23 protein-coding genes are annotated in these 26960 nt (G+C 71.9%); 8 read left to right on the top strand and 15 right to left on the bottom strand.

The window, feature by feature from the left end; translation table 11 throughout:
- The first annotated feature begins 135 nt into the window (after positions 1-135).
- From AB0M08_RS23495 to AB0M08_RS23485, 3 genes are all read left to right on the top strand, one after another.
- Entirely contained in the window at positions 136-966 is an 831-nt protein-coding gene (locus AB0M08_RS23495; RefSeq protein ID WP_364496907.1) for an ATP-binding protein, read from the top strand.
- Positions 963-1325, top strand: a complete 363-nt coding sequence (locus AB0M08_RS23490) for an STAS domain-containing protein (protein ID WP_364496904.1) — start codon at positions 963-965, stop codon at positions 1323-1325. Before AB0M08_RS23495 ends, AB0M08_RS23490 begins: the two co-directional genes overlap by 4 nt.
- A gap of 71 nt (positions 1326-1396) precedes the next feature.
- Positions 1397-3202, top strand: coding sequence for an alpha-amylase family glycosyl hydrolase (locus AB0M08_RS23485; protein WP_364496901.1), 1806 nt, complete (start codon positions 1397-1399; stop codon positions 3200-3202).
- Here the strand turns inward: AB0M08_RS23485 and AB0M08_RS23480 are convergent.
- Complete coding sequence (locus tag AB0M08_RS23480) at positions 3192-3887, bottom strand: class I SAM-dependent methyltransferase (RefSeq protein ID WP_364496898.1); 696 nt, start codon at positions 3885-3887, stop codon at positions 3192-3194. The two genes, AB0M08_RS23485 and AB0M08_RS23480, sit on opposite strands and share 11 nt — an antisense overlap.
- Before the next feature lie 99 nt (positions 3888-3986).
- Between AB0M08_RS23480 and AB0M08_RS23475 the strand changes: the two genes are divergently transcribed.
- Complete coding sequence (locus tag AB0M08_RS23475; RefSeq protein WP_364496895.1) at positions 3987-4634, top strand: TetR/AcrR family transcriptional regulator; 648 nt, start codon at positions 3987-3989, stop codon at positions 4632-4634.
- Between the two features lie 2 nt (positions 4635-4636).
- On the opposite strand, the gene AB0M08_RS23470 is transcribed toward AB0M08_RS23475, so the two are convergent.
- The 3 genes from AB0M08_RS23470 to AB0M08_RS23460 are packed head-to-tail and all read right to left on the bottom strand — an operon-like array spanning position 4637 to position 7432.
- Positions 4637-5008 carry a VOC family protein gene (locus AB0M08_RS23470; protein ID WP_364496892.1) on the bottom strand — a complete coding sequence of 124 codons (372 nt, stop codon included), beginning with the start codon at positions 5006-5008 and terminating at the stop codon, positions 4637-4639.
- 10 nt (positions 5009-5018) lie between these two features.
- Positions 5019-6773, bottom strand: coding sequence for a long-chain fatty acid--CoA ligase (locus AB0M08_RS23465; protein ID WP_364496889.1), 1755 nt, complete (start codon positions 6771-6773; stop codon positions 5019-5021).
- Complete coding sequence (locus tag AB0M08_RS23460) at positions 6770-7432, bottom strand: TetR/AcrR family transcriptional regulator (RefSeq protein ID WP_364496886.1); 663 nt, start codon at positions 7430-7432, stop codon at positions 6770-6772. Before AB0M08_RS23460 ends, AB0M08_RS23465 begins: the two co-directional genes overlap by 4 nt.
- Positions 7433-7487: 55 nt before the next feature.
- Between AB0M08_RS23460 and AB0M08_RS23455 the strand changes: the two genes are divergently transcribed.
- From AB0M08_RS23455 to AB0M08_RS23445, 3 genes are all read left to right on the top strand, one after another.
- Positions 7488-8276 (top strand): inositol monophosphatase family protein, encoded by a 789-nt coding sequence (locus AB0M08_RS23455; RefSeq protein WP_364496883.1) that lies wholly within the window; start codon positions 7488-7490, stop codon positions 8274-8276.
- A 37-nt stretch (positions 8277-8313) separates the two neighbouring features.
- Entirely contained in the window at positions 8314-9588 is a 1275-nt protein-coding gene (locus tag AB0M08_RS23450; RefSeq protein WP_364496880.1) for a DUF3500 domain-containing protein, read from the top strand.
- A gap of 150 nt (positions 9589-9738) precedes the next feature.
- Entirely contained in the window at positions 9739-10098 is a 360-nt protein-coding gene (locus AB0M08_RS23445) for a nuclear transport factor 2 family protein (protein ID WP_364496877.1), read from the top strand.
- Here the strand turns inward: AB0M08_RS23445 and AB0M08_RS23440 are convergent, their stop codons facing one another.
- From AB0M08_RS23440 to AB0M08_RS23390, 11 genes are all read right to left on the bottom strand, one after another.
- Positions 10099-11232, bottom strand: a complete 1134-nt coding sequence (locus AB0M08_RS23440; protein ID WP_364496876.1) for a hypothetical protein — start codon at positions 11230-11232, stop codon at positions 10099-10101.
- A gap of 224 nt (positions 11233-11456) precedes the next feature.
- The gene (locus AB0M08_RS23435) at positions 11457-12290 is read right to left on the bottom strand and encodes an alpha/beta hydrolase (protein ID WP_364496873.1); all 834 of its coding nucleotides are present in this window, start codon (positions 12288-12290) and stop codon (positions 11457-11459) included.
- 97 nt (positions 12291-12387) lie between these two features.
- Positions 12388-14658: a helix-turn-helix domain-containing protein gene (locus AB0M08_RS23430; protein ID WP_364496870.1), complete on the bottom strand. Its 2271-nt coding sequence runs from the start codon at positions 14656-14658 to the stop codon at positions 12388-12390.
- Positions 14659-14670: 12 nt separating this feature from the next.
- Complete coding sequence (locus AB0M08_RS23425) at positions 14671-15417, bottom strand: FHA domain-containing protein (protein WP_364496867.1); 747 nt, start codon at positions 15415-15417, stop codon at positions 14671-14673.
- Positions 15414-16679: a VWA domain-containing protein gene (locus tag AB0M08_RS23420; RefSeq protein ID WP_364496864.1), complete on the bottom strand. Its 1266-nt coding sequence runs from the start codon at positions 16677-16679 to the stop codon at positions 15414-15416. Before AB0M08_RS23420 ends, AB0M08_RS23425 begins: the two co-directional genes overlap by 4 nt.
- Before the next feature lie 10 nt (positions 16680-16689).
- The gene (locus tag AB0M08_RS23415; protein ID WP_364496861.1) at positions 16690-17994 is read right to left on the bottom strand and encodes a PP2C family serine/threonine-protein phosphatase; all 1305 of its coding nucleotides are present in this window, start codon (positions 17992-17994) and stop codon (positions 16690-16692) included.
- 26 nt (positions 17995-18020) lie between these two features.
- Entirely contained in the window at positions 18021-20378 is a 2358-nt protein-coding gene (locus tag AB0M08_RS23410) for a tetratricopeptide repeat protein (protein WP_364496858.1), read from the bottom strand.
- Positions 20375-21559 (bottom strand): hypothetical protein, encoded by a 1185-nt coding sequence (locus AB0M08_RS23405; RefSeq protein ID WP_364496856.1) that lies wholly within the window; start codon positions 21557-21559, stop codon positions 20375-20377. The genes AB0M08_RS23410 and AB0M08_RS23405 overlap by 4 nt, the downstream gene beginning before the upstream one ends.
- The gene (locus AB0M08_RS23400) at positions 21556-22506 is read right to left on the bottom strand and encodes a transporter substrate-binding domain-containing protein (protein ID WP_364496853.1); all 951 of its coding nucleotides are present in this window, start codon (positions 22504-22506) and stop codon (positions 21556-21558) included. The genes AB0M08_RS23405 and AB0M08_RS23400 overlap by 4 nt, the downstream gene beginning before the upstream one ends.
- The gene (locus tag AB0M08_RS23395) at positions 22503-23780 is read right to left on the bottom strand and encodes a hypothetical protein (RefSeq protein WP_364496850.1); all 1278 of its coding nucleotides are present in this window, start codon (positions 23778-23780) and stop codon (positions 22503-22505) included. Before AB0M08_RS23395 ends, AB0M08_RS23400 begins: the two co-directional genes overlap by 4 nt.
- 168 nt (positions 23781-23948) lie before the next feature.
- Positions 23949-25547 carry a long-chain fatty acid--CoA ligase gene (locus AB0M08_RS23390; RefSeq protein WP_364496849.1) on the bottom strand — a complete coding sequence of 533 codons (1599 nt, stop codon included), beginning with the start codon at positions 25545-25547 and terminating at the stop codon, positions 23949-23951.
- Between the two features lie 96 nt (positions 25548-25643).
- On the opposite strand from AB0M08_RS23390, the gene AB0M08_RS23385 reads away from it, so the two are divergent.
- Positions 25644-26888 carry an HDOD domain-containing protein gene (locus AB0M08_RS23385; RefSeq protein WP_364496846.1) on the top strand — a complete coding sequence of 415 codons (1245 nt, stop codon included), beginning with the start codon at positions 25644-25646 and terminating at the stop codon, positions 26886-26888.
- The last annotated feature ends 72 nt before the right edge of the window (positions 26889-26960 follow it).

Genomic DNA, 26960 nt, shown 5'->3' with positions numbered 1-26960 from the left:
CGCGAGAGCGGTGAGGAGGATGGTCGCGGGGGAAGGGGCGGATGGTGAATGTGCGTTGACGGGCGGATTGGGGTGAATCAAGAATGGCGGGCGGCAGGATCGATCGTGCTGAGTGCGTAGGCCGGAGAAGAGGACATGAGCACGGGCTCGCCGCATCTGATCGGGTGGTCCGGCGACGCAGTCAGAGAAACGGTGATGGCCGTCATCGATCCGGACACCGCGATCATCGAGGTCAGCGTGTGGGGGACATGGGACCGCCAGCTCTCCTGGCAGGCGCGGACCATCATGGAGAAGTGTCTCGCGGAGCACCCGACCGGGATGATCGTGGATCTGCTCGACCTGAGCGACCCGCGGGCGGTCAGCGCGACCCTCTGGCTGACCCTCTGCGCGCAGGGCGCCGCGATGCAGCCGCCGGTGGCGATCACCGTCTGCCTGACCGCGGCGTCCCCGCTGGCCCGGCGGTTGCGGCGGATGGGCGCGCGGGACTGGCTGGTCATGTACGCGACCGTGCCGCAGGCCCGTAGCGCCCTGGAACACCGGCACCCGCTGATCGACGGGATGAACCTGGCCCTGCCGCCCGATCCCGGCGCCGCGCTGCTGGCCCGTTCGCTGGTCAACGACGCGTGCGCGGCCTGGGACCTGCCGCACCTGTGCCAGCGGGCCCGGCTGGTCGCGTCCGAGCTGGTGGTGAACGCGGCCGAGCACGCGGGTACCGACATCGAGATGGTGATATCGCGACGCGGCAACGGGACCGGGGCGGCCCTGCACCTGGCGGTCTTCGACGGGGATCCACGGCCGCCGCGGGTACGGGATCCGGTTCCCGGTCTGCTCGGCCCGTCGCTGACCGACCGGGGACTGGGACTGCGGATCGTGGGGGCGGCGGCCTCCGCGTGGGGTGCGCTGCCGGCGCGCGGGGGCAAACTGGTGTGGGCGATCATGCGGACTCCGCCGGAGGTGCTGACATGAGTCCCGATCCGCCGGCGTTCACGGGGACCCGGATCGCCGGGGCACGCGAGGGCGATCAGTTGCTGATCACGTTGCACGGCAGCCTGGACGCCATGTCGGTGACCGCGCTGCAGACCCAGCTCTACGACCTGACCCGGGTGTACGACCTGCTCGGGCTCGGCGTGCCGGTCCGGCAGATCCACATCGACCTGGCCCAGGTGGACTTCTGCGACGCGGCGGGCCTCCGGATGCTGGTGGCGGCGCGCCGGGTGGCGGACGCCCGGGACGCGACGTGCCATCTCCGCAACGCGCAGCCCCATTTGCGCTGGTTGCTCCGCGCCACCCGGGCCGCCGACCTGTTCCACCTGGACGGTGCGTAGCCCGTGTTTCGGAACCCGGCCGGGGGCTGCGGCACTCGGCCGGGCTCCGAAACACGGCTAGGCTTCCCCGCATGAGCGCGACTCTGGTGGACGGCGGGGTCGCTCTCCGGTTCTGGGCGCCGGCCGCCCGTCGGGTGCTGGTCTCGTTCGACGAGGCGGAGCCCTCCGCGGCGATGACGCGTGACCCGGAGAGCGACGGGTACTGGACCGGGTTCTTCCCGGGTGTCACGGCCGGCACGAAGTACCGGTTCTATGTGACCGGGGCCGGCGGTGAGGGCTACAAGCGTGACCCGGAGGCCCGGGAGCTGGAGCTCTACGGGTACCCGGAGTGCGACGCGATCGTGGTGGACGACGACGTCTACCCGTGGCACGACCAGGGGTGGCGGGCGCCGGCGTTCGAGGACCTGATCGTCTACCAGTTCCATGTGGGCGTCTTCTCGGCGACCGGTCAGGGCGGTGTGGACCGTCGGCCGCACCGGACGGCGAAGCTGCTGGACGCGGTGCAGCGGGTGCCGTACCTGGCCGAGCTCGGGGTGACCGCCGTCCAGCCGCTGCCGGTGGTCGAGTTCCAGGGGGAGTGGAGCCTCGGGTACAACGGGACGGACCTCTTCTCACCGGAGATGGATTACTGCGTCGATCCGCATGGGCTGACGTCGTACCGGAAAGCGGTCAATGATCTTCTGGAGGCGAGGGGCGCGAGCCCGCTCAAACACGAGGAGCTGGCCGGGCAGGCGAATCAGCTGAAGGCCTTCATCGACGTCTGTCACCTGTACGGCATCGCCGTGGTGATCGACGTGGTCTACAACCACGCGGGCGGCGGGCTGGATCCGCAGAGCCTCGACTACATCGATCTGCCGGCGGACCCGGGGCCGCTGAACAACGCGTACTTCACCGCGGACGGATGGGCCGGTGGGCGGGTGTTCGCCTTCGGCCGCCGGCCGGTGCGCGACTTCCTCACCGCCAACGCGCTGATGTTCCTGAACGAGTACCACGCGGACGGGCTGCGGTTCGACGAGGTGAGCGTCATCGATGCCAAGGGCGGCTGGACGTTCTGCCAGGAGTTGACGCGTACGCTCCGGAGCGCGAAGCCGGAAGCGGTGCAGATCGCGGAGTACTGGGGTGAACTGCCCTGGCTCGCCGTCCAGGAGCCGCCGCGGGGGATGGGTTTCGACCTCTTCTACTCGGACCGGCTGCGCGACGCGGTGCGGTCGGTGGTGGGCGATCGCGGCGCCGGAGTCGGCCGCCTGGTCGCGGGACTGCGGTCGTCGGCGCGCGAGTACCACTGCCTGGAGAACCACGACCTCGTGCTGGACATGGACGACCATCGTCATCCGCGGATCGCGACACTCGCCGACAGTTCCCACCCCCGCTCCTGGTACGCCCGAAGCCGTTCCCGGGTGGCGATGGGCCTCCTGCTGACCGCGCCGGGCGTCCCGATGATCTTCATGGGCCAGGAGTTCCTCGAGGACAAGCTCTGGTCGGACAGCCCCGGCCGCACGGACCGGCTGATCTGGTGGGACGGCGCGTTCGGCGCGGACCGGCACATGGCGGACTTCCTGCGCTTCACCCGCGAGATGATCGCCCTGCGGCGCTCGCTGCCCGGACTGCGTGGTGGCGCGCTGGACATCCTGCACGTCGACGAGGCGAACCGGGTGGTGGCCTACCGCCGCGACGACGTGCTGATCGTGCTCACCTTCAGCGAGACGACGCTCCACGACTACCGGATCCCGGTGGCGGGGGAGTGGCGCGAGGTCTTCAACACCGACTTCTACGACCACTTCCCCAACCCGCTGGTGGCCGGCAACGGCGGCCGGGCGCTCGCCGACCTCGTGGTGACGATCCCGGCGAACGGCCTGCTGGTCTTCGTCAGCTCTTGACGGCGCGCAGCAGGCTGGCCGCGACCCACGGGCCGCTGTACCAGTAGCGGGGGCCGAGGCCGCGCGGCGTGCCCTGCCCGAGGTGCGCGGCGTACCGGCGGGTGAACGGCGCCGGGTCGGCGATGACCAGCCGCCCGCCGGGGCGGAGCACCCGGACCGCCTCGTCGAGCGCGTGGCGCCGTCCCTCGGCCGACGGGATGTTGTGGATGGCCATCGCGCTGGTCACCACGTCGAACGAGGCGTCAGGGAAGGGCAGCGCGGTCATGTCGCCGGTCTGCACCTCGACCCGGTCGGCGACGCCGGCCGCGGCCGCGTTGGCCAGGGTGGCGTCCGGCCGGTTCCCGCTCTGGTCGAACGACCAGAGGTCCACGCCGACCGCCCGTCCCCGCGGGAGCCGGCGGGCGGCCGCGATCAGGACCGCGCCGCGCCCGCAGCCCATGTCCAGCAGCCGCTCGTCGCCGCGGAGGCCGGTCCCGTCGAGGATCTCGTCCCAGACGCGGAACTTGCCGCGCAGCGTGGTGTGGAAGTAGACGCCGGCGCCGGCGAGCAGCACCGCGCCGGCGAGCGCGAGGGGTGTGCGGGCGGCGGGCAGCCGGAGGGCGGCCAGGGCGCAGGCGGCGCCCGCCGCGCCGAGCACGAACGGGAGGGGCGGGGCGTCGATGCCGTAGTGGGGGCGGTCGCTCATGAGGGGAGTCCTTCCGCTGGTCCAACGTTGACAGGTTGTCAGAGTTCCTCAACTCTTACAGGCTGTCAAGGATGTGTCGGGCGGCTACCATGCCCCGTGATGAGCGATGCCCTCGAGACCGGCACACCGCCCCGCCGCCGTCGTTCCGACGCCCGGCGCAGCATCGACGCGATCCTCGGCGCGGCTCGCACGCTGCTCGCGGAACGGCCCGACGCGAGCATGGAGCAGCTCGCCGCCGCGGCCGGTGTCACCCGGCAGACCGTCTACGCCCACTTCGCCTCGCGGGACGCGCTGATCTCCGCGCTGATCGAGGCCGCCGGGGCCGAGGCGGTGGCCGCGCTGGAGGCCGCGAACCTCGACGCGCTGCCGCCGGCCGACGCGCTCTGCCGGTACCTCGACATCGGCTGGGAGCTGATCCGGCGGTACCCGTACCTGCTCGCGACCGCGCTCGCCCGGACGCCGCCCGGGAACGAGGCCACCCACACGGAGGGTGCCGCGCTGTTCGAGCGGATCGTCCGGCGGGGCCGGCAGACCGGCGACTTCGACGTGGCACTGCCGGCCGGCTGGCTGACCGCCGCCGTCGTCGGGCTCGTCGGCACCGCGGCCACCGAGGTCGCCGCGGGACGCCTCGGCGCCGACGAGGCGCACGCGGCCTTCCTCGCGAGCGCGCTGCGCCTCTGCGGCGTCCGAGGCCGGACCAGCGGCGACGGCGTCCGAGGCCGGACCCTCGGCGACGCCGTGACGTAGTGCTAGGGCCAGACCTTCGACGACGTGGCGAAGAAGCGCTGGGTGCTCTGCACCGGGAGGACCGTGATCAGGTGGCCGCCCGGGGCGCGCAGCAGGCGGTACGCGTCGTGGTCGGCCTCCGCCACCGCGCCCAGGCGGATCAGGCGGGCGGACTCGGCCTCGACGTCGTCGGTCTCGATGCCGATGTGCCAGTTCGGAGCGTCGTCGACGGTGTTGATCTCGATATCCAGGCCGGGGCGGGCGCCGGCGAGCCGGATCAGCAGCGGGTCGCCGGCCGGGGTCTCCGGCCGGGTGCCGAGGGCGCCGATCCAGAAGCCGGTGGCGGCGGGCGCCGGGGTGTCCAGGAAGAGACCGTACAGCCGGCTGCGATGCACAGCGTTGAGGCTACGCGTAGAGGGAGTCCAGTTGTGTCCGGTAGCGGGCTTCCACGGCGCGGCGGCGGAGCTTCATCGACGGGGTGAGGTCGCCGTTCTCCACGGTCAGGTGGTGGTCGAGGATCAGGAACTTCTTGATCGTCTCCCAGGAGTTGACCTCGCGGTTGAGCCGGTCGATCGCCGCCGATATTTCAGACTCGATCGCCGCAGAACGCGAAGTGTCGGAGAAATCGGCCGCGGCGGCGGAGGTGGCGGCGAGCACCGCGTCCGGGTCCAGGTCGATCAGGGCGGTCACGTACTTGCGGTTCTCGCCGTGCACGACCACCTGGCCGATCAAGGGGCACAGCGCCTTCAGCCGGGCCTCGATCGACTGCGGCGCGACGTACTTCCCGTTCGACGTCTTGATCAGGTCCTTCTTGCGGTCGGTGACCCGCAGCGAACCGCGCGCGGTGATCTCCCCGATGTCCCCGGTGCGCAGCCAGCCGTCGGTCAGCACCTCGTCCGAGGGCAGCCCGTGGTAGCCGGCCATCAGGCCGGGACCCTTCAGCAGGATCTCCCCGTCCTCGGCGATCCGCATCAGGGTGCCGGGCAGCGGCATCCCGACGGTCCCGTACTCCGGGCGGTCCGGGCGATTGAAAACGGTCGTAGCGCAGGACTCGGTCAGGCCGTACCCCTCCGCGATCGGCAGCCCGATCGCGTCGAACCACCGGGCGATCTCCGGGTCGAGCCGGGCGGCGCCCGAGATGAAGTACCGCATCCGGCCGCCGAAGCGGGCCCGCACCCTACTGAGGACGAGCCGGTCCGCCAGCCGGAAACGGAGATCGCGGCGGGTCGTCGAGGCCACCCCGACGGCCCAGCGCAGCAGGCGGCCCTGGAGGCCCGAGGTCGCTCCGACCGCGGCGTACACCTTCTCGAAGATCCGTGGCACGGCCGGCATGATGGTCGGGCGTACCACGCCGAGGCGCTCCACGATCCGGCTCACGTCGCCGTCCACCGCGAACGGAAAGCCGACCGACAACTGGCAGCTGAGCAGCGCCTTCCCGAACGCGTGGGAGAGCGGCAGCCACAGGTAGCCGAGGTCGCCCGGGTGCACGATGCCCATCGCCTGGATCGCCAGTCCCTGGTAGACCCAGGCGGAGTGGGGGATACGCACGCCCTTGGGCAGTCCGGTCGTTCCGGAGGTGTAGACGAGGGTGGCCAGGTGTTCCGGGCGTACCCGGGAAACGGTCTCAGTGACCAGATCCGGACTCGCGGTGAGACGCTCCCGGCCGAGCGAGCGCAGCGACGCGAGGGTGAGAGCCCGCGGATCGTCCGGCGCACCGTCGATCAGAACGATGTGCTCGACCGGCGTGGGCAGCACCTTGGCCAGCTGGGCGGCGTTCTCGACGATCGCGATCCGGCTGCCGGAATCGGTCAGGATGTGGGCCACCTCGGCCGGCGACGAGCTCGGGTAGACGGTGGTGGTCGCCCCGCCCGCGCACATCACGCCGAAGTCCGCCTCGATCCACTCGACCCGGGTGGCCGCCGCGATCGCCACCCGGTCCTCCGGCTGGAGTCCGAGAGCGATCAGCCCGGCCGCGATCTCGGTGACGGCGTCGGCGGTCGCGGCCCACGTCTGCCCCTGCCAGGTCCCGTCCGGCAGCGGCCTGCGGTACGCCTCGTCCTGCGGCCGGCGCGCCGCCCGGTGCAGGAACATCGCGCCGAACGACGCCGGTTCGTCCTCCCGCAACCGTGCGAGCAGGGCGTTCTCTTCCTCAGGGTTCATCGCGGTTCCTCCACCATCCGGGTGAGCCAGGCGGATATCTCCGGCACGAGGGCCAGGAGATCCGGCCTCTCCGCGGCGTCCAGAGCGTCGGAGGCGATCTGCCGCAGCGCGTAGATCGCCCCGATATACGCGCTCATCGGCACGCTGGGCGCGCTGCCGGGGAAGCGCCGTTCGCGCAGATCGCGCACGAAGCCGGCCAGTCGCCCGATCGCTTCGCGGCGCCGTTGCCGCGCGGGCTGTCCGAGAGCGTCCATCTCCACTTGAAAGGCGCGCGCCGCGACGAGATCACTGCCGAGCGTTCTCATGTACGCCGTGACGAACCCACCGACGCAGTCGGCCCACGTCGTCGCGTCCTGGTTCTCCGCGAGGCGCTCCAGGAAGACCGCGATGAACCGGTCGTACGCCGCGTTGACGCAGGCGTCCTTGTCGGCGAAGCACTCGTAGAACGCGGCCCGGGACACCGCCGCCCGGCTGCAGATCTCGCGCACCCCGAAGCCGCGGTGGCCCTCGCCGGCCAGCAGCTCGGTCGCGGCGATCAGCATCTTCTCCCGCTGGGCGGCGACCACCTGTTCGCGGGTCAGCACATGACGTCCGCGCGGCAGCGACGGCGGCGTGGTGAAGACGACGCCGTCGGTGATGCCGTTTATCGAAGTACGCATTGTTACTCCAATCTTCGCACGAGGTTGCCGCGTCACCCGACAAGGACCCGGCAGGATGGATCCCGTGGAGACCGACCTACAGATCGCCCGGCGGGCCGCACTGACCGGCGCCGCCGAGGCGATGCGGCACTTCGCCGCCCTCGCCGACCTGTCCCACGAGCTCAAGGCGGACGGCTCGGTGGTGACCGCCGCCGACCGGGCCGTCGAATCGGTGATCCGGGGGGTGCTGGAAGCCGCTCGCCCGGACGACGCGATCCTCGGCGAGGAGCACGGCGAGACGGCGGGCAGAGGGGGCCGTCGCTGGATCCTCGACCCGATCGACGGCACCGCGCTCTTCGTCCGGGGCGACGGCCGGTGGCTGGTGCTGGTCGCGCTGGAGGTGGAGGGCGAGGTCACCACCGCGGTGGCGGCCGTCCCGGCGGTCGGGCGGGTCTGGTGGGCGTCGCGCGGCGAAGGGGCCTGGGAGGGCGTACTGGAAGAGGGGCGGATCGTCACTCCGCGGCGGATCCGGGTCTCCTCCGCCCCCGCCGCCGGTGTCGCGGGCAGCCTGCTCGGGGTGGTGCCGCTGGACTGGGGGCGGGAGCGGGCGGTGCCGGTCATCGAGATCGCGGACGAGCGGCCGTGGGAGGTGCAGCCGGCGCTGCACGTGGCGCGCGGCGACCTGGACCTGGCGGTGCAGACCGGCGGGGCGATCTGGGACTTCGCGGCGACGTCGCTGATCGTCAACGAGGCCGGCGGGTGTTATCGCGGCTTCGCGGGGAACACCAGGCCCGCGCCCGGCGGATCCGTCTACGCCGCGAGCGCCGGCCTCGCGTCGGAGGCCGTCGCTCTTCTGGCGAAATAGGCACTTTATCGGAAACTTCGGTTATACCGTGATGTTCGTGAAGGACATCATCAGACGCCGCCGTACGGCCGTCCTGCTGGGCATCGCGACCACCGCTGTCCTGCTCTCCGGCACCATCGCGGCCTGTGGCTCGGACGACGACAGCAGTACCACGACGACGTCGACCAGTGCGGCGACGGTGAAGTCGTACGACAAGAGCGTGGCCGGCGTGGTCGAGGCCGCCACCGCGTTCCTCGCGACCCTGGACACCGACGAGAAGACCCTGGCCCAGCTCGACTTCACCCAGGCCGAGGCGGTCGCCTGGTCGAACCTGCCGTGCGGCTCGACCTGCCGTCCCGGCGTGATGTTCGGCGACCTGACCGACACCCAGGTCGCCGCGGGCAAGAGCGTGCTGATGACCGCTCTCGGCACCGGCTCCGGTACGGGCTACGAGCGGGTCCTGCAGATCTTCGCGGCCGACAAGTACCTCGGCACCGTCCAGTCCAGCTCGGGTTCGAGCGGTGGCCCCGGTGGCGGGATGTCCGGTGGTCCGGGCGGCGGGATGTCGGGTGGTCCCGGCGGCTCCGGCGGACCGCCCGCCGGGATGTCCGGCGGCCCGGGCGGCGGCGCGATGCCCAGCGGCTCCGGCGGCACCGACGCGGGCGGCGGGCTCGGCGGCTATGCCGAGGGCAACTACTACCTGGCCTTCCTCGGCACCCCGTCGACCACGGGCACGTGGCAGCTGCACTTCGGCGGGCACCACCTCGCGGTGAACATCACGTACAAGGACGGCGAGGTCGAGGGCACCACCCCGTTCCACGTCGGCGTCGAGCCCACCAGCTGGACCGATTCCGAGGGCACGTCGCACGCCCCTCTCGAGGACATGAAGACCGCGATGGTGGCGATGCTGGCCGGGCTGAGCAGCGCCGAGCAGACCAAGGCGAAGATCTCCGAGACGTACAGCGACATCCTGCTCGGCCCGGGCTCCGACGGCGAGTTCCCGTCCAAGAAGGAGGGCATCGCGGTCAGCAGCCTCACCGACGACCAGAAGGACCTGGTCCTCGCCGCGATCAAGCCCTGGGTGGTGAACGCCGACGACACCACGTCCGCGTCGCTGATGACCACCTACGAGGACGAGCTCGACAAGACCTACATCGGCTGGTCCGGCCACGTCACGATGACCAACCACGCCGACTACGTCCGCGTCGACGGCCCGTCGGTCTGGGTCGAGTTCGTCTGCCAGAACGGCGTCGTCATCCAGAACCAGATCCACTACCACACCGTCTACCGCGACCACACCCGCGACTACGGCGGCGAGTTCACCTTCTCCTGACCGTACGCCCGTACGCGACCACGGCGGCGCTTCCCCCAGGGGAGGCGCCGCCCGGTTTTGGCTGGTGACCAGGGGTGTCTCGGCCTGCCGGAGACACCCCTGACCACCAGCCAGGTTCATTCCCGCCCGGTCCGCTGGCAGGATGGCGGGATGAGTCAGCCGTCCCCCGGTTCACTTGTCGATCGCTACGTGGCCGCCTGGACCACGAACGACCACGCGGCCCTCGGCGCGGTCCTGGCGCCGGACGTCCGGGCCGAGAGCAATGTCGGCCTCCCCGGCCGGTTCCTGCCGCTCCAGCGGCGGCTGGCCGCGGTCGCCACGGTCACCGTCGTCAGCCGGGTCGACGCGCCGGGCCGCTCAATGCTGATCTACGAATGTTCCACAGGGGACGGTGGGGCACGAACCCGTGTCGTCGAGTACCTCACGCTCGACGATGACCGGGTCAGCGGGATCCGGCACGTCTACGACATCGCGGGCCTGGAGCGGGCGTTCCCCGAGCTCGGCGACTGATCACGCCGGCCGGCCCAGGGCCCGTTCCGCGGCCCGCCGCGTCGCCGCCGCCCCGTGTACGTGACTGAAGGCGAGAAACGCCGTGACCAGCGCGGTATCCCACGCGCCGTCCTGCCCGAGCCGGCTGAAGACCAGCTCCGGATCGGCCGGGAAGGACTCCAGCCGGCCCTCCCAGCGGTCCCGGGCGCTGATGGCGTGCGCCTCGAAGAGCTCCGCCGCGGTGCCCCGCAGCCGTACCAGCCCGAGGAAGTTCCACTGGTAGAACTGCATGTCGACACCGAAGCCCAGCACCCGTACGTCATCGGCCCGGACCGACACGCCCAGCTCCTCCATGCACCCGCGGATCGCCGCCTGGTAGACGTCCAGCCGTCCCGATCCCCGCAGGTCCCGGTGTGCGTGCAGGCCCTCGACCACGGTCACGTCGCGCTCACCGGGCCGGGCCCGCGAACTCTGCCGACGGCGGGAGAGGACCACCCGGTCGTCGTCGGTGAAGACCAGCAGGGCGATCCCGATGCCGTTGCTCAGATCCGGGTCCGGGTGCCGGATCGCCGTCCGGATCGCCTGCCGTGTCGGGAAGAACTGGTGGCGGAGCGTGGAGACGCCCTCCACCCCGTGGATGTCGGTGACCGGGATCGGTTCGTCCAGGCTGAGCGCGGTGGCCGCGAAGGTCGCGTAGTCGGTGGTGTGCGTCTCCAGGTGCAGGACGATGTCCTCCCGGTCCGGCGAGCGGGAGACCCGGTAGCCGTCCAGCGAGACCAGTGTCGTGCTGTTCCAGCCGGTCACCTGGTCGTCCGGGGAGCGCCGTGCGGCGTTCAGCTGGCGCCGGATCCGCTGCCGCAACGCGACCACGGCGGGCGGTGGCTCCCGGGTGCCGGCCCGCAGATCGATCACCACGTTCTCCGGCTCCAGCACCGCCTGCCCATCCCCCTCGACGAGATGAAAACCGGTCAGGCGGCCACCCACACTGACCGCTTCCTCGTCGTGCAGCCGATCGCGCCGGATCGACCGGGACGCCCGCAGCCGCCGGCGGCGGTTGCGTCGGGCCTTCCAGGCGTCCTCGTAGCGGACCGTCAGGTAGAGACCGGCCACCGCGCCGAGAACCAGTGAGACGACGGTGAGCGCGATCTCCTGCATGCGGCGGGTTCCTCGTCCCCTGTGGACTTCGCTACCTGTGTACAGGGTAGTCACCGTATGCCACTCCCTGTACAACGGCGGCGCCTCCGCACGGTTCCGGCTGGTGCTGAGGGCTGTCTCACGCGGAGCGGGACACCCCTCACCACCGGCCGGAAGGGTGAGCGGGCAGGGGAGAGGGGGCCCGGGGTAGCCGGGCCCCCTCCCTTTCCCCGGGTGAGTGAAGATCAGGCGTTGTAGCTGTTCAGGAAGGCGAGCAGGTCCTCGTTCAGCTGCTGCTTGTGGGTGTCGGTGATGCCGTGCGGGCCGCCCGCGTAGACCTTCAGCTCGGCGCCCTTGATCAGGGCCGCGGAGGCCTGGCCGCCGACCTCGAAGGGGACGACCTGGTCGTCGTCGCCGTGGATGACCAGCGTGGGGACGTCGAACTTGGCCAGGTCACCGCGGAAGTCGGTGGCCGAGAAGGCGGCGATCGACTCGTACGTGTTGTGGTGGCCGCCGGCCATGCCCTGCAGCCAGAAGGAGTCCTTCATGCCCTGCGAGACCTGTGCGCCGGGACGGTTCGCGCCGAAGAACGGGCCGTTCGCGAAGTCCTGGTAGAGCTGGCCGCGGTCGGCGAGGGAGCCGGCCCGGATGCCGTCGAAGACCTCGATCGGCAGGCCGCCCGGGTTGTCGTCGGTCTTCAGCATCAGCGGGGGCACCGCGGAGACGAGCACGGCCTGCGCGACGCGCGAGGTGCCGTAGTTGCCGATGTAGCGGGAGATCTCGCCGCCACCGGTGGAGAAGCCGACCAGGGTGACCTCGGCGAGGTCCAGGTAGTCGATGACCGCGGCCAGGTCGGCGGCGTACGTGTCCATCTCGTTGCCGTGCCAGGTCTGGTCCGACCTGCCGTGACCGCGACGGTCGTGGGCGATCACCCGGTAGCCGTTCTGCGCGAGGAAGAGCTGCTGCGCCTCCCAGCTGTCCGAGTTCAGCGGCCAGCCGTGGCTCAGCACGACCGGGCGACCGGTACCCCAGTCCTTGAAGTAGATGTTCGTGCCGTCCGAGGTCGTGACGAAGCTCATGAGAGTCCTTTCGCGGTGTCCGCGCCGGGCAGCGCGGCCGTGCTCTCATGACATCAATTCCCGGGCTCCGGAACCACGCAGAACAATATGCAGAACTTCAGCGGAGGGACTGCAGCGCGGCGAGTCCGGCCCGGGCCCGTTCGGCGCTGCGCCGGAAGGGGGTCCCGTCAAGCAGTTCCACAGCCTTCTTCAGGTACGGCCGTGCCTGCTCCGGCGAGCCGAGGGCCATCCGCGCGCGCCCCATCGTGAGGTGCACCTCGCCGAGGTACCCGGCGTACCCGAACTCGCTGGCCGCGGGGAGCGCACGGTCGGCTTCGGTGAGCGCCTCGGTCCAGCGTCCCTGGTCGGCGAGGATGCCCGCGGCGGTGGTGTGCGCGCAGGCACGGGCGCTGACCGCCGGCCGGGGCGAGACCGGCCGGGCGTCGAGCTCGCGCAGCGTGTCCCGGCACGCGGCGAGCGCCTCCTCGTGCCGTCCCATCTCGTTGAGCACCATCGCCAGACCCGGGCCGATCTGCACGAATGCGTCGTGGTCCCCGGCCCGGTCGGCGAGTTCCCGCGCTTTCCGGTACGGCTCCAGCGCCCGTTCCGCCTGCCCGCCGTGCCGCCAGGCGTCGGCCGCGTAGCGCAGCGCCCAGCCCTGCTCCTTGACGTCGTCCAGTTCGACGGCGAGCCGGTAGGCGTCCATCGCGATCTCCGCGCCCTCGCCCGGCCGCCGGGCGCAGTGGGTGGCGGCCCACGCGTGGTAGTTGATGTGGGTGACCTCCTGGCGCCGGTCGGGGAGCCGGGCGGCGGCGGCCCGGGAGAGCCCGTAGACCTCGTACCAGTAGGCGCCCCGGATGTGCTTGTCGGAGTACCAGTGCATCGCCTCGGCCACGTCCACGACCAGCTGATACTGCCCGCCGCGGGCCGCCGAGCGGAGCGCGCCCAGCCAGCTGGTCCGCTCGGCCTGCAGCCATGCGTCGGCCTCCTCGGCGGTCCGCAGCCCGACCAGGCCGGCGTACCCCGCGGGCAGCGCGCCGTACCCGGGTTCGAACCAGCGGCCGGCCACGATCGCGGTGTGCAGGAACCAGTCGGCCATCCGCTTGGCGGTCGCGGCCCGGGTGCCGGCCGGCTCCTCGATGCGCAGCCGCTCCTGCGCGAAGAGCCGGATCAGGTCGTGGAAGCGGTACCGTTCCGGGCCGGACTGCTGGAGCAGGCCCAGGTCGACCAGTTCGTCCAGGCCGTCGGCGGCGTCGTCGGGCCCGTTCTCGGTCAGTACGGCGGCGACCGGCGCGGCGAAGTCCACGCCCGGCACGTGCGCGAGCCGCCGGAACAGCCCGCGTGCCGGGACGGAGAGCTGCGCGTGCGAGAGCGCGAACGCGGCGGCCACCCCGAGATCGCCGGTGGAGAGGTTCGCGAGCCGCCGGTCCGCGTCGGTGAGCCGGGCGACCAGGCTCTCCACCGTCCACGCCGGACGGGTGGCCAGCCGGTTACCGGCGATGCGCAGCGCGAGCGGCAGGTGACCGCAGAGCCGGGCGACCGCCTCGACCTGCGCGGCGGCCCGCGGATCGGCGGCCTGGACGGCGATCGCCCGCAGCATCGCCGCCGACTCGGCCGGGGCCAGGGGCTGCAGCGCGATCCGCAGTACGCCGTCGAGCCCGCCCAGCACCCGGCGGCTGGTCACCACGGCCAGGCTCTCGCCGTCGCCGGGCAGCAGCGGGCGGACCTGGGCCTCGCTGCCCGCGTTGTCGAGGACCAGCAGGCAGCGGCGTTCGCTCAGGACCGCCCGCAGCTGACTGGAGCGCTCGTCGTCGGACTCGGCGATCCGGCGGCTGCCGACCTCCATCGCCCGCAGCAGCCGCAGCAGCGCCTCGCCCGGCGCCACCGGCTCCGCGTCGGTGCCACGCAGGTCCAGGTAGTAGCAGCCGTCCGGGTAGCGGTCCTTCAGCTGGTCCGCCAGCCGTACGGCGAGAGCCGTCTTGCCGAGGCCGGGCTGACCGTGGACCACGGTGACCGGAGCGGGCCCCAGCCCCGCGAGGGCGTGCCGCCGCATCTGGTCCAGCTCGTCGGCCCGCCCCACGAAGTCGTGGATGGCCCGGGGCGGCTCACAGAGGCGGGGCCGCCCCGCGGAGTGGGAGCGCTGTTGCCGGGCGGTCTCCTCGAGGACGCCGAGCTGGGCCGGGTCCAGGCCGAGCCCCTGGGCGAGAGCGGTCAGCGTCCGCGCCTGCGGGGCCCGGCTGTGTCCCCGTTCCATGTCGCTGATCGCCCGGGCGCTGACCCCGGACGCCTCGGCGAGCTGCTCCATCGTCAGCCCGGCGGCCCGGCGCAGCGAGCGGAGCCGGGCACCGAACGAATCCGGGCCCGGCGTGTTCGGGGAGGGGTCGGCCACCCGGCAATGATGTCAGGGCGCGTGCATGGTGATGGTGGTCCAGGCGCCGACGTGGACCTGGTCACCATCCTTGAGCGCGCGCGACTGGCCGGCCCCGAGCGGCTGCTCCTCGTCGTTGAGGTACGTGCCGTTGGTGGATCCCAGGTCGGAGACGAGCCACACGCCGTCGATGTTCAGCGTGAGCAGCGCGTGGCTGTGCGAGACACCCGGGTCCGCGGTCTCGGCGGTGAGGTCGATCTCCGGGGCGGTCCCCTTCGTCCGGCTCTTCCGGCCGATCCGGGCCTGCGGGCTGGGCAGCGTGATGATCCGCGACGGCGGGTCCGCCGGGAAGTCGACGCCCTCGATGTCGTTGGTGTCGAAGTACTCCCGGTTCGCGAAGATCGTCGCGGTCCACTGCCCGGCGGGCGCGGCCTCCTCGACGGGGAGCGAGGGGATCTTCCCGGTGGTGTAGTCGAACCCGCAGTCCTCGCAGAACCGGGTCTCCCCGGAGCGGGGGACGCCGCAGTGCGGGCACTGCCCGGCAGGCGTCAGCTGCGCGGTCGGATCGGTGACGGACACGGCCGGCGGGCCCGCGGCCTCCGGAGAAGCGACGCCACCGGGTGTGGCGCCCGGGGGAGCGGCAGCGGGCGCGGCGTCCGGAGCGGCGGTGGCAGCGGGTGTGGCGTCCGGAGAAGCGACGCCGGCGATCTTCGCACCGCACTCGTCGCAGTAGTCGGCCTCGGCGGACCGGTGCCCGTTCGGGCAGGTGTACGCGCTCACTGAACCCGGCCCACCCGCACGGTCTTGGTGGAACGGGTGTCCAGCGCCATCTCGTCCTCCGCGGCTACCCTGCGGCGCATCCGGACCGTGCCGGTCGCCGCGTCCTCGATCTCGACCACCTTGGCGAGCAGCTCCTGCGTCGCCTCGTTACCGCTCTCGTGGGCCAGCTGTGCCGCGCGCCCGAACTTCAGCGTCGCGGTCATGTCGTCGCCGGCCTCCTTGGCGGCCAGGCCCTCCTGGATCGCCGAGGCCAGCTCGGCCTGCCCGGTGTAGTGCGCCACCTGCCGGTTGATCCGGGTGGAGAGCGCGCTGTCCTCGGTCCAGACCGCCCGGACCAGGCACTGCGCGTGCACCTCGTCGCCCTCGACCACGGAGACCCGGGCCGCGAGCATGTCGTCGCCGGCCTCGCCCGGTGGCACGTCCACGCAGACGTGGTAGTCGCGGCTCTCCTGACCCCACGCGCCGAGCGGGTAACGCCCGGCGCGCGGCCCGTCCTCGGCCCGCTTGCCGGTCAGGTCAGCGACCTGCGGCTCCACCTGCTTCACGAAGCGGATCTTCGCGTTCACCGGGGTCCAGACCTTGAGCTGGACGTCCGCGCTGGTCTTGCCCATCGCGGCGGTGATGATCTGCTCGAAGGCCGCGGTCAGCCCCTCCGGCCGGGCCACGATGTCGACGGTGCCGAGCATGGCCGTGGCGATCTTCCGCAGCTCGGAGACCTTCCAGTTGGTGCCGACGCCCCGGGAGTCGACGGTGAAGTGGCCGCCGATGTTCTGCAGGACGCTCTCCAGGTAGCCCTGCCGCTCGCCGTTGTCACCGTCGGTGAGCAGGATGGCGTGCGCGATGTCGCCGGGCCGCTGCTCGAACAGCTGCGCGGCGAGCAGCAGCCAGGCGCCCATCGCGGTGCCGCCGCTGGCCTGCAGCCGGTCGATCGAGGTGATCGCGGCGGCACGGGTCTCCGGGGAGGCGACCGCGAGGTGCCCCGGCTCCGGGAAGAGCTGCTGCGCGGTGCTCACCCCGGCGATGATGGCGAAGTTGACGCCGTCGTCGATGCAGTTCACCGCGGCCTTGGCGGCCTGGCGGGCGGCGGCCATCCGGCCCTCCGCCTGCATCGATCCGGACGCGTCCACAATGATGATCTCGGTGGCGCCGCTCGTCCGGCGGCCGCCCTCGGACCCCGACGACGTGACGGTGACGATCGCGTTGACTTCGGTCGCTCGCAGGGCCAGGTACTCGTTCTGGAAAGCCTCGGCGGTGTAGGACACGGGATACTCCTTACGCTTCGTCAGCGGCTTGCTCGGCCTCGGCCTTGTCTGGTGAGTCTGGTGCGCTCGCGGTGGCCGCGCTGTCGGCCACGTCGGACCCGGCGTCCTCGTCCCCCGCAGCGGCGGCCGCCGGAGCGGTGGCCTCCGCAGTGGTGGCCTCCGCAGTGGTGGTGACTTCCGGAGCGGTGGTGGCTTCCGGAGCGGCGGTGGCTTCCGCGGCGGTGGGCGGGTGGATCGGTACGAGGGCGACCGTGATGTTGTCGGCGCCTCCGGCGGCGTTGGCGTACGCGATCAGCTCGCGGGCCGCCTCCAGCAGCGGCGACGGGGCGTCGGCCGTGCTCTGCAGCGACGCCCGGATCGCGGCGGCGAAGTCGGCCGGATCGGTCAGGTAGTTCCACAGCCCGTCGCTGCAGAGCACCAGGTGACCGGGGGCCGTGGCGGTCAGCCCGCCGACCCGGGGCTTGATCCGGCCGGCGTCCGCGCCCAGCCAGGCGGTGATCGCGTGGGCCTTCGGGTCGTTCATCGCCACCTGGGGGTCCACCCCGAGGGCGATCACGTGGCGGGCCCAGGAGTCGTCCTCGGTGAGCTGCTCGGCGGGCCCGTCCGGGCCGATCCAGTAGATCCGGCTGTCCCCGACCCAGCCGTAGCCGACGTGCGGCCCGCGCACCGCCGCCGCGATGATCGTGCACGCCGGGTTGGAGGCGGTCCGGCGCGGATCGCCGCTGCCGGCCAGCGCGGCCACGGCGGCCCCGGCCGCGATGATCGCCGTGCCGACCACGTCCGCTAGCCCGTCGGTGGACGGCTCGGCGGGCAGCGCCGCGTGCGCCAGCATCTCGCCGGCCGCGCGGGTGGCCACGTCCGAGGCGACGTCCGGGTCGGACGACGACGAGACGCCGTCGCAGACCACCACGTCGGCGGCGCCCGGGCCGACGGCCAGCCACATCGCGTCCTCGTTGCGGTGGTGGCGGCGCCCGCGGTTGCTCACCGCGGCGGCCACCGGGCCACCATCGGCCTCGATGTGGTCGCGGGGACGCCCGGCGCGCATGCCGCAATGCTCGCAGTACTCGTCCACCCCCACGGACCCGGACGTCTCACAGTGCGGGCAGTCCCGCCCGCTGCCCTTGGTGGACCTCGCCGCCTCTTCAGCCGTCTCGCCGGCCTCGCCGGGCGTACGTGATGCGGAAGAGGGTGCGGAATCGTCGGAGGCCGCGGCAGAGGCGGGGGGTGGATCGCTCAGGGCGCGCCCGCACTCCTCGCAGAACGCCGCACCGGCGGCGCGTCCCTCGGCGCAGGCGTCGCACTCGGTCAAAATCAACGTGCCTTCTCTCGGGGAGGTGCTTCCTAGGTCCGCGTCCGGGGCCGGGACGCGTTGGCCAGATCAACGAGGCGGATCTTCTCGGCGCCGTGGGCCGCGCGAGCCATTTCCCGGTACGCCGCCTCCAGAGCGAAACGGACATCCCGTTCCGCGGCGTCGCCGGTACGCGGACCGCCCAGCACCACGGCCGGTATCCTCGCACCGCCGCCCATCGAGGCGAGCGCCTGCTCCAGGAGTTCGGCGCGGAGCTCGGCGAGCTGGGCCGCCTCCGCCTCGAGCCGCTCGATCAGCTCGGCCGCCGACGCCAGCGAGGTGACGTCCACGCCCGCCGCCGGATGCGCCCGGACCAGCGCACGCACCGCGCCGACCTGCGAGATCCGGTACGCCGCCGAGGTGCCCGGCACCCGCTGGTACGCCTCCACCGCACCGACCCGGTCGCCACCCGCCAGACGGCAGCGGGCGAGACCGGCGGCGGCCGTCGTGTAGGCGGGATCGGTCCGGCTGACCACGTCGTAGTAGCGGACCGCCTTCTCGGGGCGGCCGGCCAGCTCCTCGGTGAAGCCGAGCGCGAGCTGCGGGGCGAGCTCGCCGGGGAGCACCGCCCAGACCGCGTCGAAGCGCTGCCGGGCGGTGGTCCAGTCCTCCCGGGCCAGCGCGAGCAGGCCGTCGTACCAGGCCACCCGCCAGTCCGCGCCGTCGGTGGCGGCGAGCTCGTCGCGGGCCTTCGCCGCGTCGTCGAAGACGCCGTGCCGGGCGCCGAGGTCGATCTCCGCGCGCAGCTCGCGCAGCTTCGTCTCGGTGGTCTGCGTCCCGGAGCTCCTGATCAGCGCCAGCACCTCGGCCGGATCGGTCACGGTGACCGAGGCGAGGAAGGCGGCGGCCGGGTCGCCGAGGTCGATCAGCGGGGTGGGCAGATCCGGCCAGCGCGGCGCGTCGGTCTTCAGGTCGGTGCGCAGTTCGCCGGTGAAGAGCCGGGACGGCGCCGGCCGGGCCTCGCCGCCGGCCGCGATGACCTGGCGCAGTACGCCGGTCATCTGCTCGGCCATCTCGGCCGCGTCCACGAACCGCTCGTCCGAGCGCAGGCTGGTGGCCCGGGCGATCAGCCGGTAGAACGCCTCGTGCTCGCGGTAGACGCCGAACGCCTCGCGGTCCGGCAGGCCGTGCTTGAAGGTGGTCTGGTAGCCGCGGAAGTCGGTGGTGAGCACGGCCAGCGTGCGCCCGATCGTGTACAGGTCGGCGGCGATCGACGGGCCCTCGGTCGCCATCTCCGGCGCCTGGTACCCGATCGTGCCGTAGATCGCGGCCTCCTGGTCGTCGACGTGCACCACGCCGCCCAGGTCGATCAGCTTCATCTGGTCACCGGACTGGATCACGTTGTCCGGCTTGAAGTCGCAGAAGATCAGCCCGCGGTCGTGCAGGTACCCGAAGGCGGGCATGATCTCGATCAGGTACTCGAGCGCGTCCGCGACCGGGAGCGGGCCCGGGCCGGACTGCCGCTCCTTGAGGATGTCCTTGAGCGACTTCCCGCCGACGTACTCCATCACGATGTAGCCGGCGCCGTCGTGCTTGACGAAGTTGTAGATCTTGACGATGTTCGGGTGCTCGACCTCGGCCAGGAACCGCTGTTCGGCGAGCGCGGCGGCCAGCGCGTCCTCGTCGGCGGAGTTGAGCAGGCCCTTGAGCACCACCCAGCGGTCCGAGACGTTCCGGTCGGTGGCCAGGTAGATCCAGCCGAGACCGCCGTGCGCGAGCGGGCCGGCCACCTCGTACTGGCCGCCGACCAGCGTGCCCTTGGTCAGCTTCGGGGTGAAGTCGAACGCCTCGCCGCAGTGTGGGCAGAAGCCGGAGCTGCGGCCGGGGCGGTCACCGCGGGCCCGGCCGACCGGTTCGTTGCACGTGGCGCAGAAGCGCTTGGACTCCGGCACCTCGGCGACCGTCATCACCGTGGCGGCGGGGTCGACCCGGGGGATCGGCGCGATGTCGACCAGGCCGCTGCCGAAGCGGCGCCGCGATCCGGTGCGGCCGCTGCGGCTTCCTTTCGAGCTTCCGGTACGGGTGGAGAGCGCACCCGTGCGTGAGCTGGGAGACGTCGCCGCCCGGGGCCTGGGTACCGCGCCGGCCGCCGGTGCCATGCCGCACGTGTCGCAGTAGCCGTCCTCGAGCTTGCCGGTGCAGCCGTCGCGCCGGCAGGCACCGGTCGCCGCCGCCGTACCCGCCGCTGTACCCGTGCTCGCGGCTGTACCCGTGCTCGCTGCTGGGCCCGCCGAAATTTCGGATTTATCGGATTTGGCGGGCGCCGTCGTGGCTCGCGCCGCCGGGGCCAGGCCGCAGGTGTCGCAGTAGCCGTCCTCGATCGTGCCGGGACAGTTCCGCTGGCATCTCATTGCTGATCACCTCTCAGCGCTTCCTGGTATGCGTCGACGGCCCGGCGTGCGGCGTCCAGATCGCACGGCGCGGTGTACAGCCTCTCGTGGGCGTCGTTCGCGAGGACCGCCAGGGCCTCGTTCTCGCCGAGACCCCGGCTCAGCGCCTTCGCCTGGTACGCGCTGAGCCGCCCGCGCAACTCCATCCGCTCGGCGAGCAGGGCGCGGTTGCGGGCGGTCGCCTCCCGGATCCCGGCCAGGTGTCCCTCCGACTGCTGGGTCCACGCGGAGAGACGGGGGCTGATCGAGGTCCACTGTCCGGCGGCGGCCAGCGCGTTGAGCGCGGTCAGCTCGTGCCGGAGATCGCCGCGTGGTCCCCGGGCGACCACCTCGGGCGCGAACCGGTCGGCGACGTCCCGAACGGACGCCCGCAGATCCCGGTCGGCCTGATCGATCTCGGTCGCCCGCTCGGCGGCGCGGGCCAGCCGCCGGGTCAGAGAGGCGCGGAACTCGGTGACCGAGGTGCGCTCCGCGTCGGCCCGCTCGATCAGCCGCCGGACCCGGTCCAGCCCCTGCTCCGGGGTCTCGGCGCTGAGCGGGTCGTCGGCCAGCGCGCCGGTCAGCTCGCCGAGCAGCAGGTCGGCCTCGGCCAGCAGCGGCAGGCCGGTCCGGGCCTGTTCGGCGAGCCGGCGGACCCGGTCCAGGCTCGCCGCGACGTCGGCGGCGGCCGGGATCAGCCGTTGCCGGATGTCGGCGACCCGGGTGACCACGTCGACCGCGGTACGGAACGACTGCTCCATCGCGCCGAGCAGCTCCATCGGCGTGCACGCGGTGGTCACCTGGCCCGGCCCGAGAAGGCCGCGCTGGGCGAGTGGCACCGTCTGGGTGGAGAGCGTGATCGAGTCGCCCAGGACGAGGCGTACGTAGGCGGCCCGATCGCCGTCGCTGAGCCGCTTGGCGCTGCGGACCCCGCGAGCCTTCGTGATCAGCTCGGTCAGCATCCGGTAGCCCTCCCAGAGGCGGGCCAGCTCGTCGGTCGCGTCCGCCCAGGCCGTGGCGGTGCGCCCGGCCAGCTGTCCCTTGTCCAGGTCCCGGCGTACCGGGTTGTCGTCCAGGTCGACCAGGTTGGCCGCGATCGCCGCCGCCGCGGTCTCCAGATGCGCCAGCGTCCGGTCGGCGTTGTCCAGGATGCCCACCATCATCGGTACTGAGCCACCGGGGGGTTCGGGACCGGGCCGAACTGACCCAGCCATTTCTTGTACGTCGCCTTCCACGTGCCGTTCTCGCGGTTCTTCTGCAGCACCGCGTTCACGAAGCGGGTGAACTCCGGATGGTCCTTGGAGATCGCCATACCGTACGGCTCCTCGGTGTAGCGGTCGCCGACCACCTTCGCGTACGGGTCCTGGGCCGCCATCCCGATCAGGATGGTGTCGTCGGTCGAGATGGCGTCCACCTCGTTCTGCTGGAACGCCACCAGGCAGTCGCCGAAGCTGGCCAGCGCGACCCGCTCCGGCCTGCTGGTCAGCTTGCCGAGGTTGTCGTACGACGTCGACCCCTTCGCCGCGCAGACCTTCTTCCCGCTCAGGTCGTCCACGCCCTTGATCGTGGAGTCCTTGCTGACCAGGATCTTCTGCCCGGACTCGTAGTAGATCGAGGAGAAGTCGACGGAGTTCCAGCGCGTGCAGTTGGCGGTCATCGTGTCGGCGACGACGTCCACGGTGCCGTCCTTCGCCGAGTCCACCCGCTTGTCGTACGCCACGACCTTGATCTGCAGTTTGTCGGGGTCACCGAAGATCGCCTCGGCGATCTGGCGTCCCATGTCCACGTCGAAGCCCTCGATCTCGCCGGTGAACGGGTTGCGGGAGCTGAAGAGCAGGGTGTCCTGGCTGGTGCCGAGGACCAGGCGCCCCCGCTGGTAGATCTCCGCCATGTAGCTGCCGGCCGGCATCCTCCCCGGTTCGGGCAGGGAACCGGACGGGCGGAGGCTGGCGCGCGGGTTGCACGAGGTGTCGGCGGGCGCGGCCGAGGTGCTGGTCTCGGGCTGTGCCGGCGTGCTGCCCGACGGCCGGGCGGTGGTGTCGTCGGCGGTGCAGGCGGCGGTGGTCAGGAGCAGGAGGACGACGGCGGCCCGTCCCAGGCTGGATCTCATCGGTACTCCTCCAGGCGTGCGCGGATGCCGAGGGCGGCGAGCACGCATCCGATCAGGGCGAGCAGCGGGCCGAGCACCGTGAGCAGGTCCAGCCCGGTGCCGGCGCTGGTGATCTGGCTGGTGAAGGCGGCCTTCCGGTCGGTGATCGCCCGGTCCAGCGCGTCGGTGACGCTCGCGAAGGCTGTGCCGCTCTTCGCGCCGACGGCCAGGTCCACGGCTCCCTCGTAGTCACCGCCGTCGTCCAGCTCACGGACCTGATCGTGGAGTGCGAGGTACGCCGCGTAGCCGTCCCGGGCGCTGTTCATCTCGGTGCGGACGTCGTCGAGCGCCGGATCGTCGAAGTCGGCCTGCGGGGTGACCGCGTCGAAGTGCGCCTCCGAGTCGCCGCCACCGCCGCGGGCGGCGAGCGTGAGCGCCTCGTCGGCCCGCTGGGAGAGCGCCACGATGCGCAGCTCGGCGAGGGTGGAGACCGGGGTGGAGCCGTTCCGGTCGGCGCTGCTCAGGTGGCCGCGCTGGGCGCCGAACACCCCGGCCGCACCCACGAAGAGCAGCGCGAACGCGGCGGTCGCGGCGAGCAGCGGCACGTTGAACGTCCGGTGCGTGGTGCGGCTCAGGTAGATCTGCGACCAGATCAGCGCGGCGGCGAGCACGGCGAAGAGCGCCACCAGCAGGGTCAGCCACCAGGAGCTGCGGGCGTCGGCGTACCCGGCGTCCACCTCGTCCTGGGCGATCTGGAACAGCGCCTGCGCCTGGACCTGCAGCGTCTCCCGGTTCAGCGTGGAGGCCGCGGAGAGGTAGGACGCGCCGACCGGCAGGCCCTGGCGGTTGTCGGCGCGGGCGGTGGCGACCAGCGCGGAGTACTTGGCGACACCGGCGGCGATGGCCTCCACCGCCTGCGCGGCGGGGCTCTCCTGCGGGGTACGGCGGGAGGCCGAGGTCAGTGCCGTGGCGAGACGGGCCAGGTCGGCGTCGTACCGCCGGGTGAGGTCCGCGGGCTCGAGCCCGCCGGCCAGGAAGGCCTGGGCGGCGGTGGTGTCCGCGTCCGCGAGCGAGGTGTAGATGGTCTCGGCCTCGACGAGCAGCGGCTGTTCCCGGTCACCGAGGTCGGCCGTCCCGGTCGAGGCGGCGTTCGCGGTCAGCCCCGCCACGAGCCCGGTCAGCAGGCCGAGCGTGACCAGGGCGGCGAGGATCAGCTGGAGCCGTCCCGGGGAGTGCCGCCGCAGCCGCCCGACCCGGTGCACCAGTCCACCCGGTGGTGTGAGGGTCGTGGTCAAGCCAACCTCCTGCTCGGCCGGTGTTTCTTCCTGCCCGTCCACTGTGCGTCATGGATGCAAACGATCAAGGATGCAAACGATCATGGTGGCGGATCGGTCGGCCCGAGTCTACGAACGGCGACGCCCGGCGGGGTCTCCGCCGGGCGTCCAAATCTCCGCAGGGATTCGTCAGCTCAGTTCGCGCTTGAGCAGCTTGCCGGTGGCGGTCATCGGGAGCGACTCGACGATGCTGACGACCCGCGGGTACTTGTAGGCGGCCATCTGCTCCCGGCCCCACGCCACGAGCTCCTCCTCGGTCGCGGTGGCGCCGGGGTTGAGGATGACGAACGCCTTGACCTCCTCGCCGTGGCTGGGGTGCGGCACCCCGATCACCGCGGCCAGCGACACCGCCGGGTGGGTGATCAGGACCTCCTCGATCTCCCGCGGGTACACGTTGAAGCCACCGCGGATGATCATGTCCTTGGCCCGGTCGACGATGTAGTAGAAGCCGTCCTTGTCCCGGCGCGCCAGGTCCCCGGTCCGGAACCAGCCGTTCCGCATCACCTCGGCGGTCGCCTCGGGCCGGTTGTAGTAGCCGCGCATGATGTTGTGCCCGCGGACCGCGATCTCGCCGATCTCGTCCGTCCCGGTGACGGTCCGCCACTCCGGGTCGATCAGCTTCACCTCGACGCCCCAGATCGGGATGCCGATCGAGCCGGGCCGGGGCTCGCCGTGCGGGTCGCTGAAGGTCGCCACCGGCGAGGTCTCGGAGAGCCCGTACCCCTCCAGGATGGTGACGCCGAGGCGCTCCTGGACCGCCTTGATGATCTCGACGGGAAGACTCGACCCGCCGGAGACCGCGACCCGCATGTTCCGGGCGATCCGTTCCACGTCGACGCCCTCGGTCTGCTTGGCGAGCGCGTTGAGCAGGCCCCAGTACATCGTCGGCACCCCGGCGAAGAAGGTCACCTCCTCGCTCTGCAGCAGCCGCACCGCCGCGTCGGCGTCGAACCGGGGCAGCAGGACCAGCGTCGACGCCGTCGCGAAGCCCGCGTTCATGTTCACCGTCGAGCCGAACGAGTGGAACAGCGGCAGTACCAGCAGGTGGGTGTCGGTGGCCGGCTGCGTACCGAAGAGGCGGTTGCAGGTGAGCGCGTTGAGCAGCAGGTTCGAGTGGGAGAGCTCGGCGCCCTTGGCCTGGCCGGTGGTCCCGCTGGTGTAGAGGATCACCGCCGGGTCGGTCTCGGCCCGCAGCATGCTCTCGAAGACCGGGCTCGCCCCGTTCAGGGCCGCCCCCATCGTCTCGGCGCCCTCGATCGGCGAGGCGGCGGCCGGGTCCGCGGTGATCAGGAGGAAGTGCTCGCAGCCCGGCGCGTCGTTGAACCCCGCGAACCCCTCGGCGCCCATCGGCAACTCGGGCGTCCCCTGGAAGCAGAAGTACGCCTTCGCCTCGGAGTCCTTCAGGTGGTACGCCACCTCGCGCCCCTTGAGCAGCACGTTCAGGGGTACGACGACCGCGCCGGCCTTGAGGATGCCGTAGTAGACGACCGGGAAGTACGGCAGGTTCGGGCAGGAGAGCGCGACCTTGTCGCCGGGCTGGATCCCCCGTGCCACCAGGAGGTTCGCCACCTGGTTCGCCGCGGCGTCGACCTGCGCGTAGGTGAGCCGCTGCGGGCCGAGCACCACGGCGGCGCGCTCCGGGTGGTGGCGGGCGCTGTCCTCCAGGAGAACGGAGAGGTTGAGCATCCGGTGGATCCCCTTCAGGCTGATCTGTGACGGCGGTCTCATCCCAACATGGCGAGCGGGCGATGGGGAAGCATCCGTTTCGGCAATGTTTCCCCGGCTCGGCGACCTTCCTCTGCGGAGTCGCGTCTAATTCATCAAGTGGGACACAGTGCTGCCGATGGCGTCGGCGTGGACATCCCGGTGTTGGACGCGGTGCACGTCGGCCGTCAGCCGATCTTCGACGCGCAGGGCGCGGTCGTCGCGTACGAACTGCTGTTCCGCGGCCGGATGGACGACATCGCGTCCGGCCGCCAGGACACGTACGCGACCAGCACCGTCATGGTCAACGCGTTCACCGAGTTCGGCATCGCCGAGGTCGCCGGCAACCGTCCCTGCTTCATCAACCTGACCCGCGAGTTCGTCACCGGGCGCCTGCCCCTGCCGTTCGGCCCGGAGCAGGTGGTGCTGGAGGTACTGGAGACCGTCGACGTGGACGACGAGGTGATCGCCGGCATCACGGCCCTCGCCGAGGCCGGCTACCAGATCGCGCTCGACGACTTCGTCTGGGGCTCCGGCCACGAACGCCTGCTCGGCCTCGCCTCCTACGTCAAGCTCGACCTGCTCGACGGCGACCTGAGCCGACTCGACGAGATCGTCGCCGAGTGCCGTAGGTTCCCGGACATCAAGCTGGTCGCCGAGCGCCTGGAGACCGCCGACCAGGTGGCGATCGCCGACCGGTACGGCATGGAGTTGCGCCAGGGCTACGCGCTGAGCCGCCCCCAGGTGCTCAGCACGCCCAGCCTCTCACCGTCCCGTCTGCGCCGCCTCGAACTGGTCGCGGCCCTGATGTCCCCCGACGTCCCGCTCGAGAAGATCACCTCGATCATCGCCAGCGACCCGGCCCTCGCCCTGCGCGTCCTGCGGGTCAGCAACTCGGTCGCCGCCGGCGTGGTCAGCCGGATCTCCTCGGTCCGCCAGGCCGTGATGCTGGTCGGCCTGATCAAGATCCGCCGCTGGGCCACCCTGATGGTGGTCGACGACGTCGGCGAGGCCCCCGAGGAGCAGCTGCTCACCGCGCTGACCAAGGCCCGCCTCTGCGAGAACCTGGCACCGCGCTACAACGCCGACCCGGGCGCCGCCTTCGTGGCGGGCCTGGTCACCGGCATGGCCGGCCTGATGGCGACGACCCCGGCGGCGGTGGCCGAGCAGTTGCCGCTCTCCGCCGACGTCAACGACGCGGTCACCTACGGCACCGGCCGCCTCGGCAAGGTCCTGCAGTCCGTCCAGGCCTACGAGGACGGCGAGGCGGACTCCGCCGACCTGGCCAAGCCGGCCCTGGACGCGATGCGCTGGTCCACCCGGACGCTCACCGCGGCCCACCGCTTCTCGCCCCGCCGGCGTTGACCTTTCTCCCTGCCTTTTCTCCCCGTCGTCGTTGATCCCCGCTTCGACCCGATCTGCAACCCGGTGGACGGA

This window comes from Actinoplanes sp. NPDC051851, from assembly GCF_040681165.1.
GTDB lineage: Bacteria > Actinomycetota > Actinomycetes > Mycobacteriales > Micromonosporaceae > Actinoplanes.
This window is presented reverse-complemented; position numbering and strand designations above follow the sequence as displayed.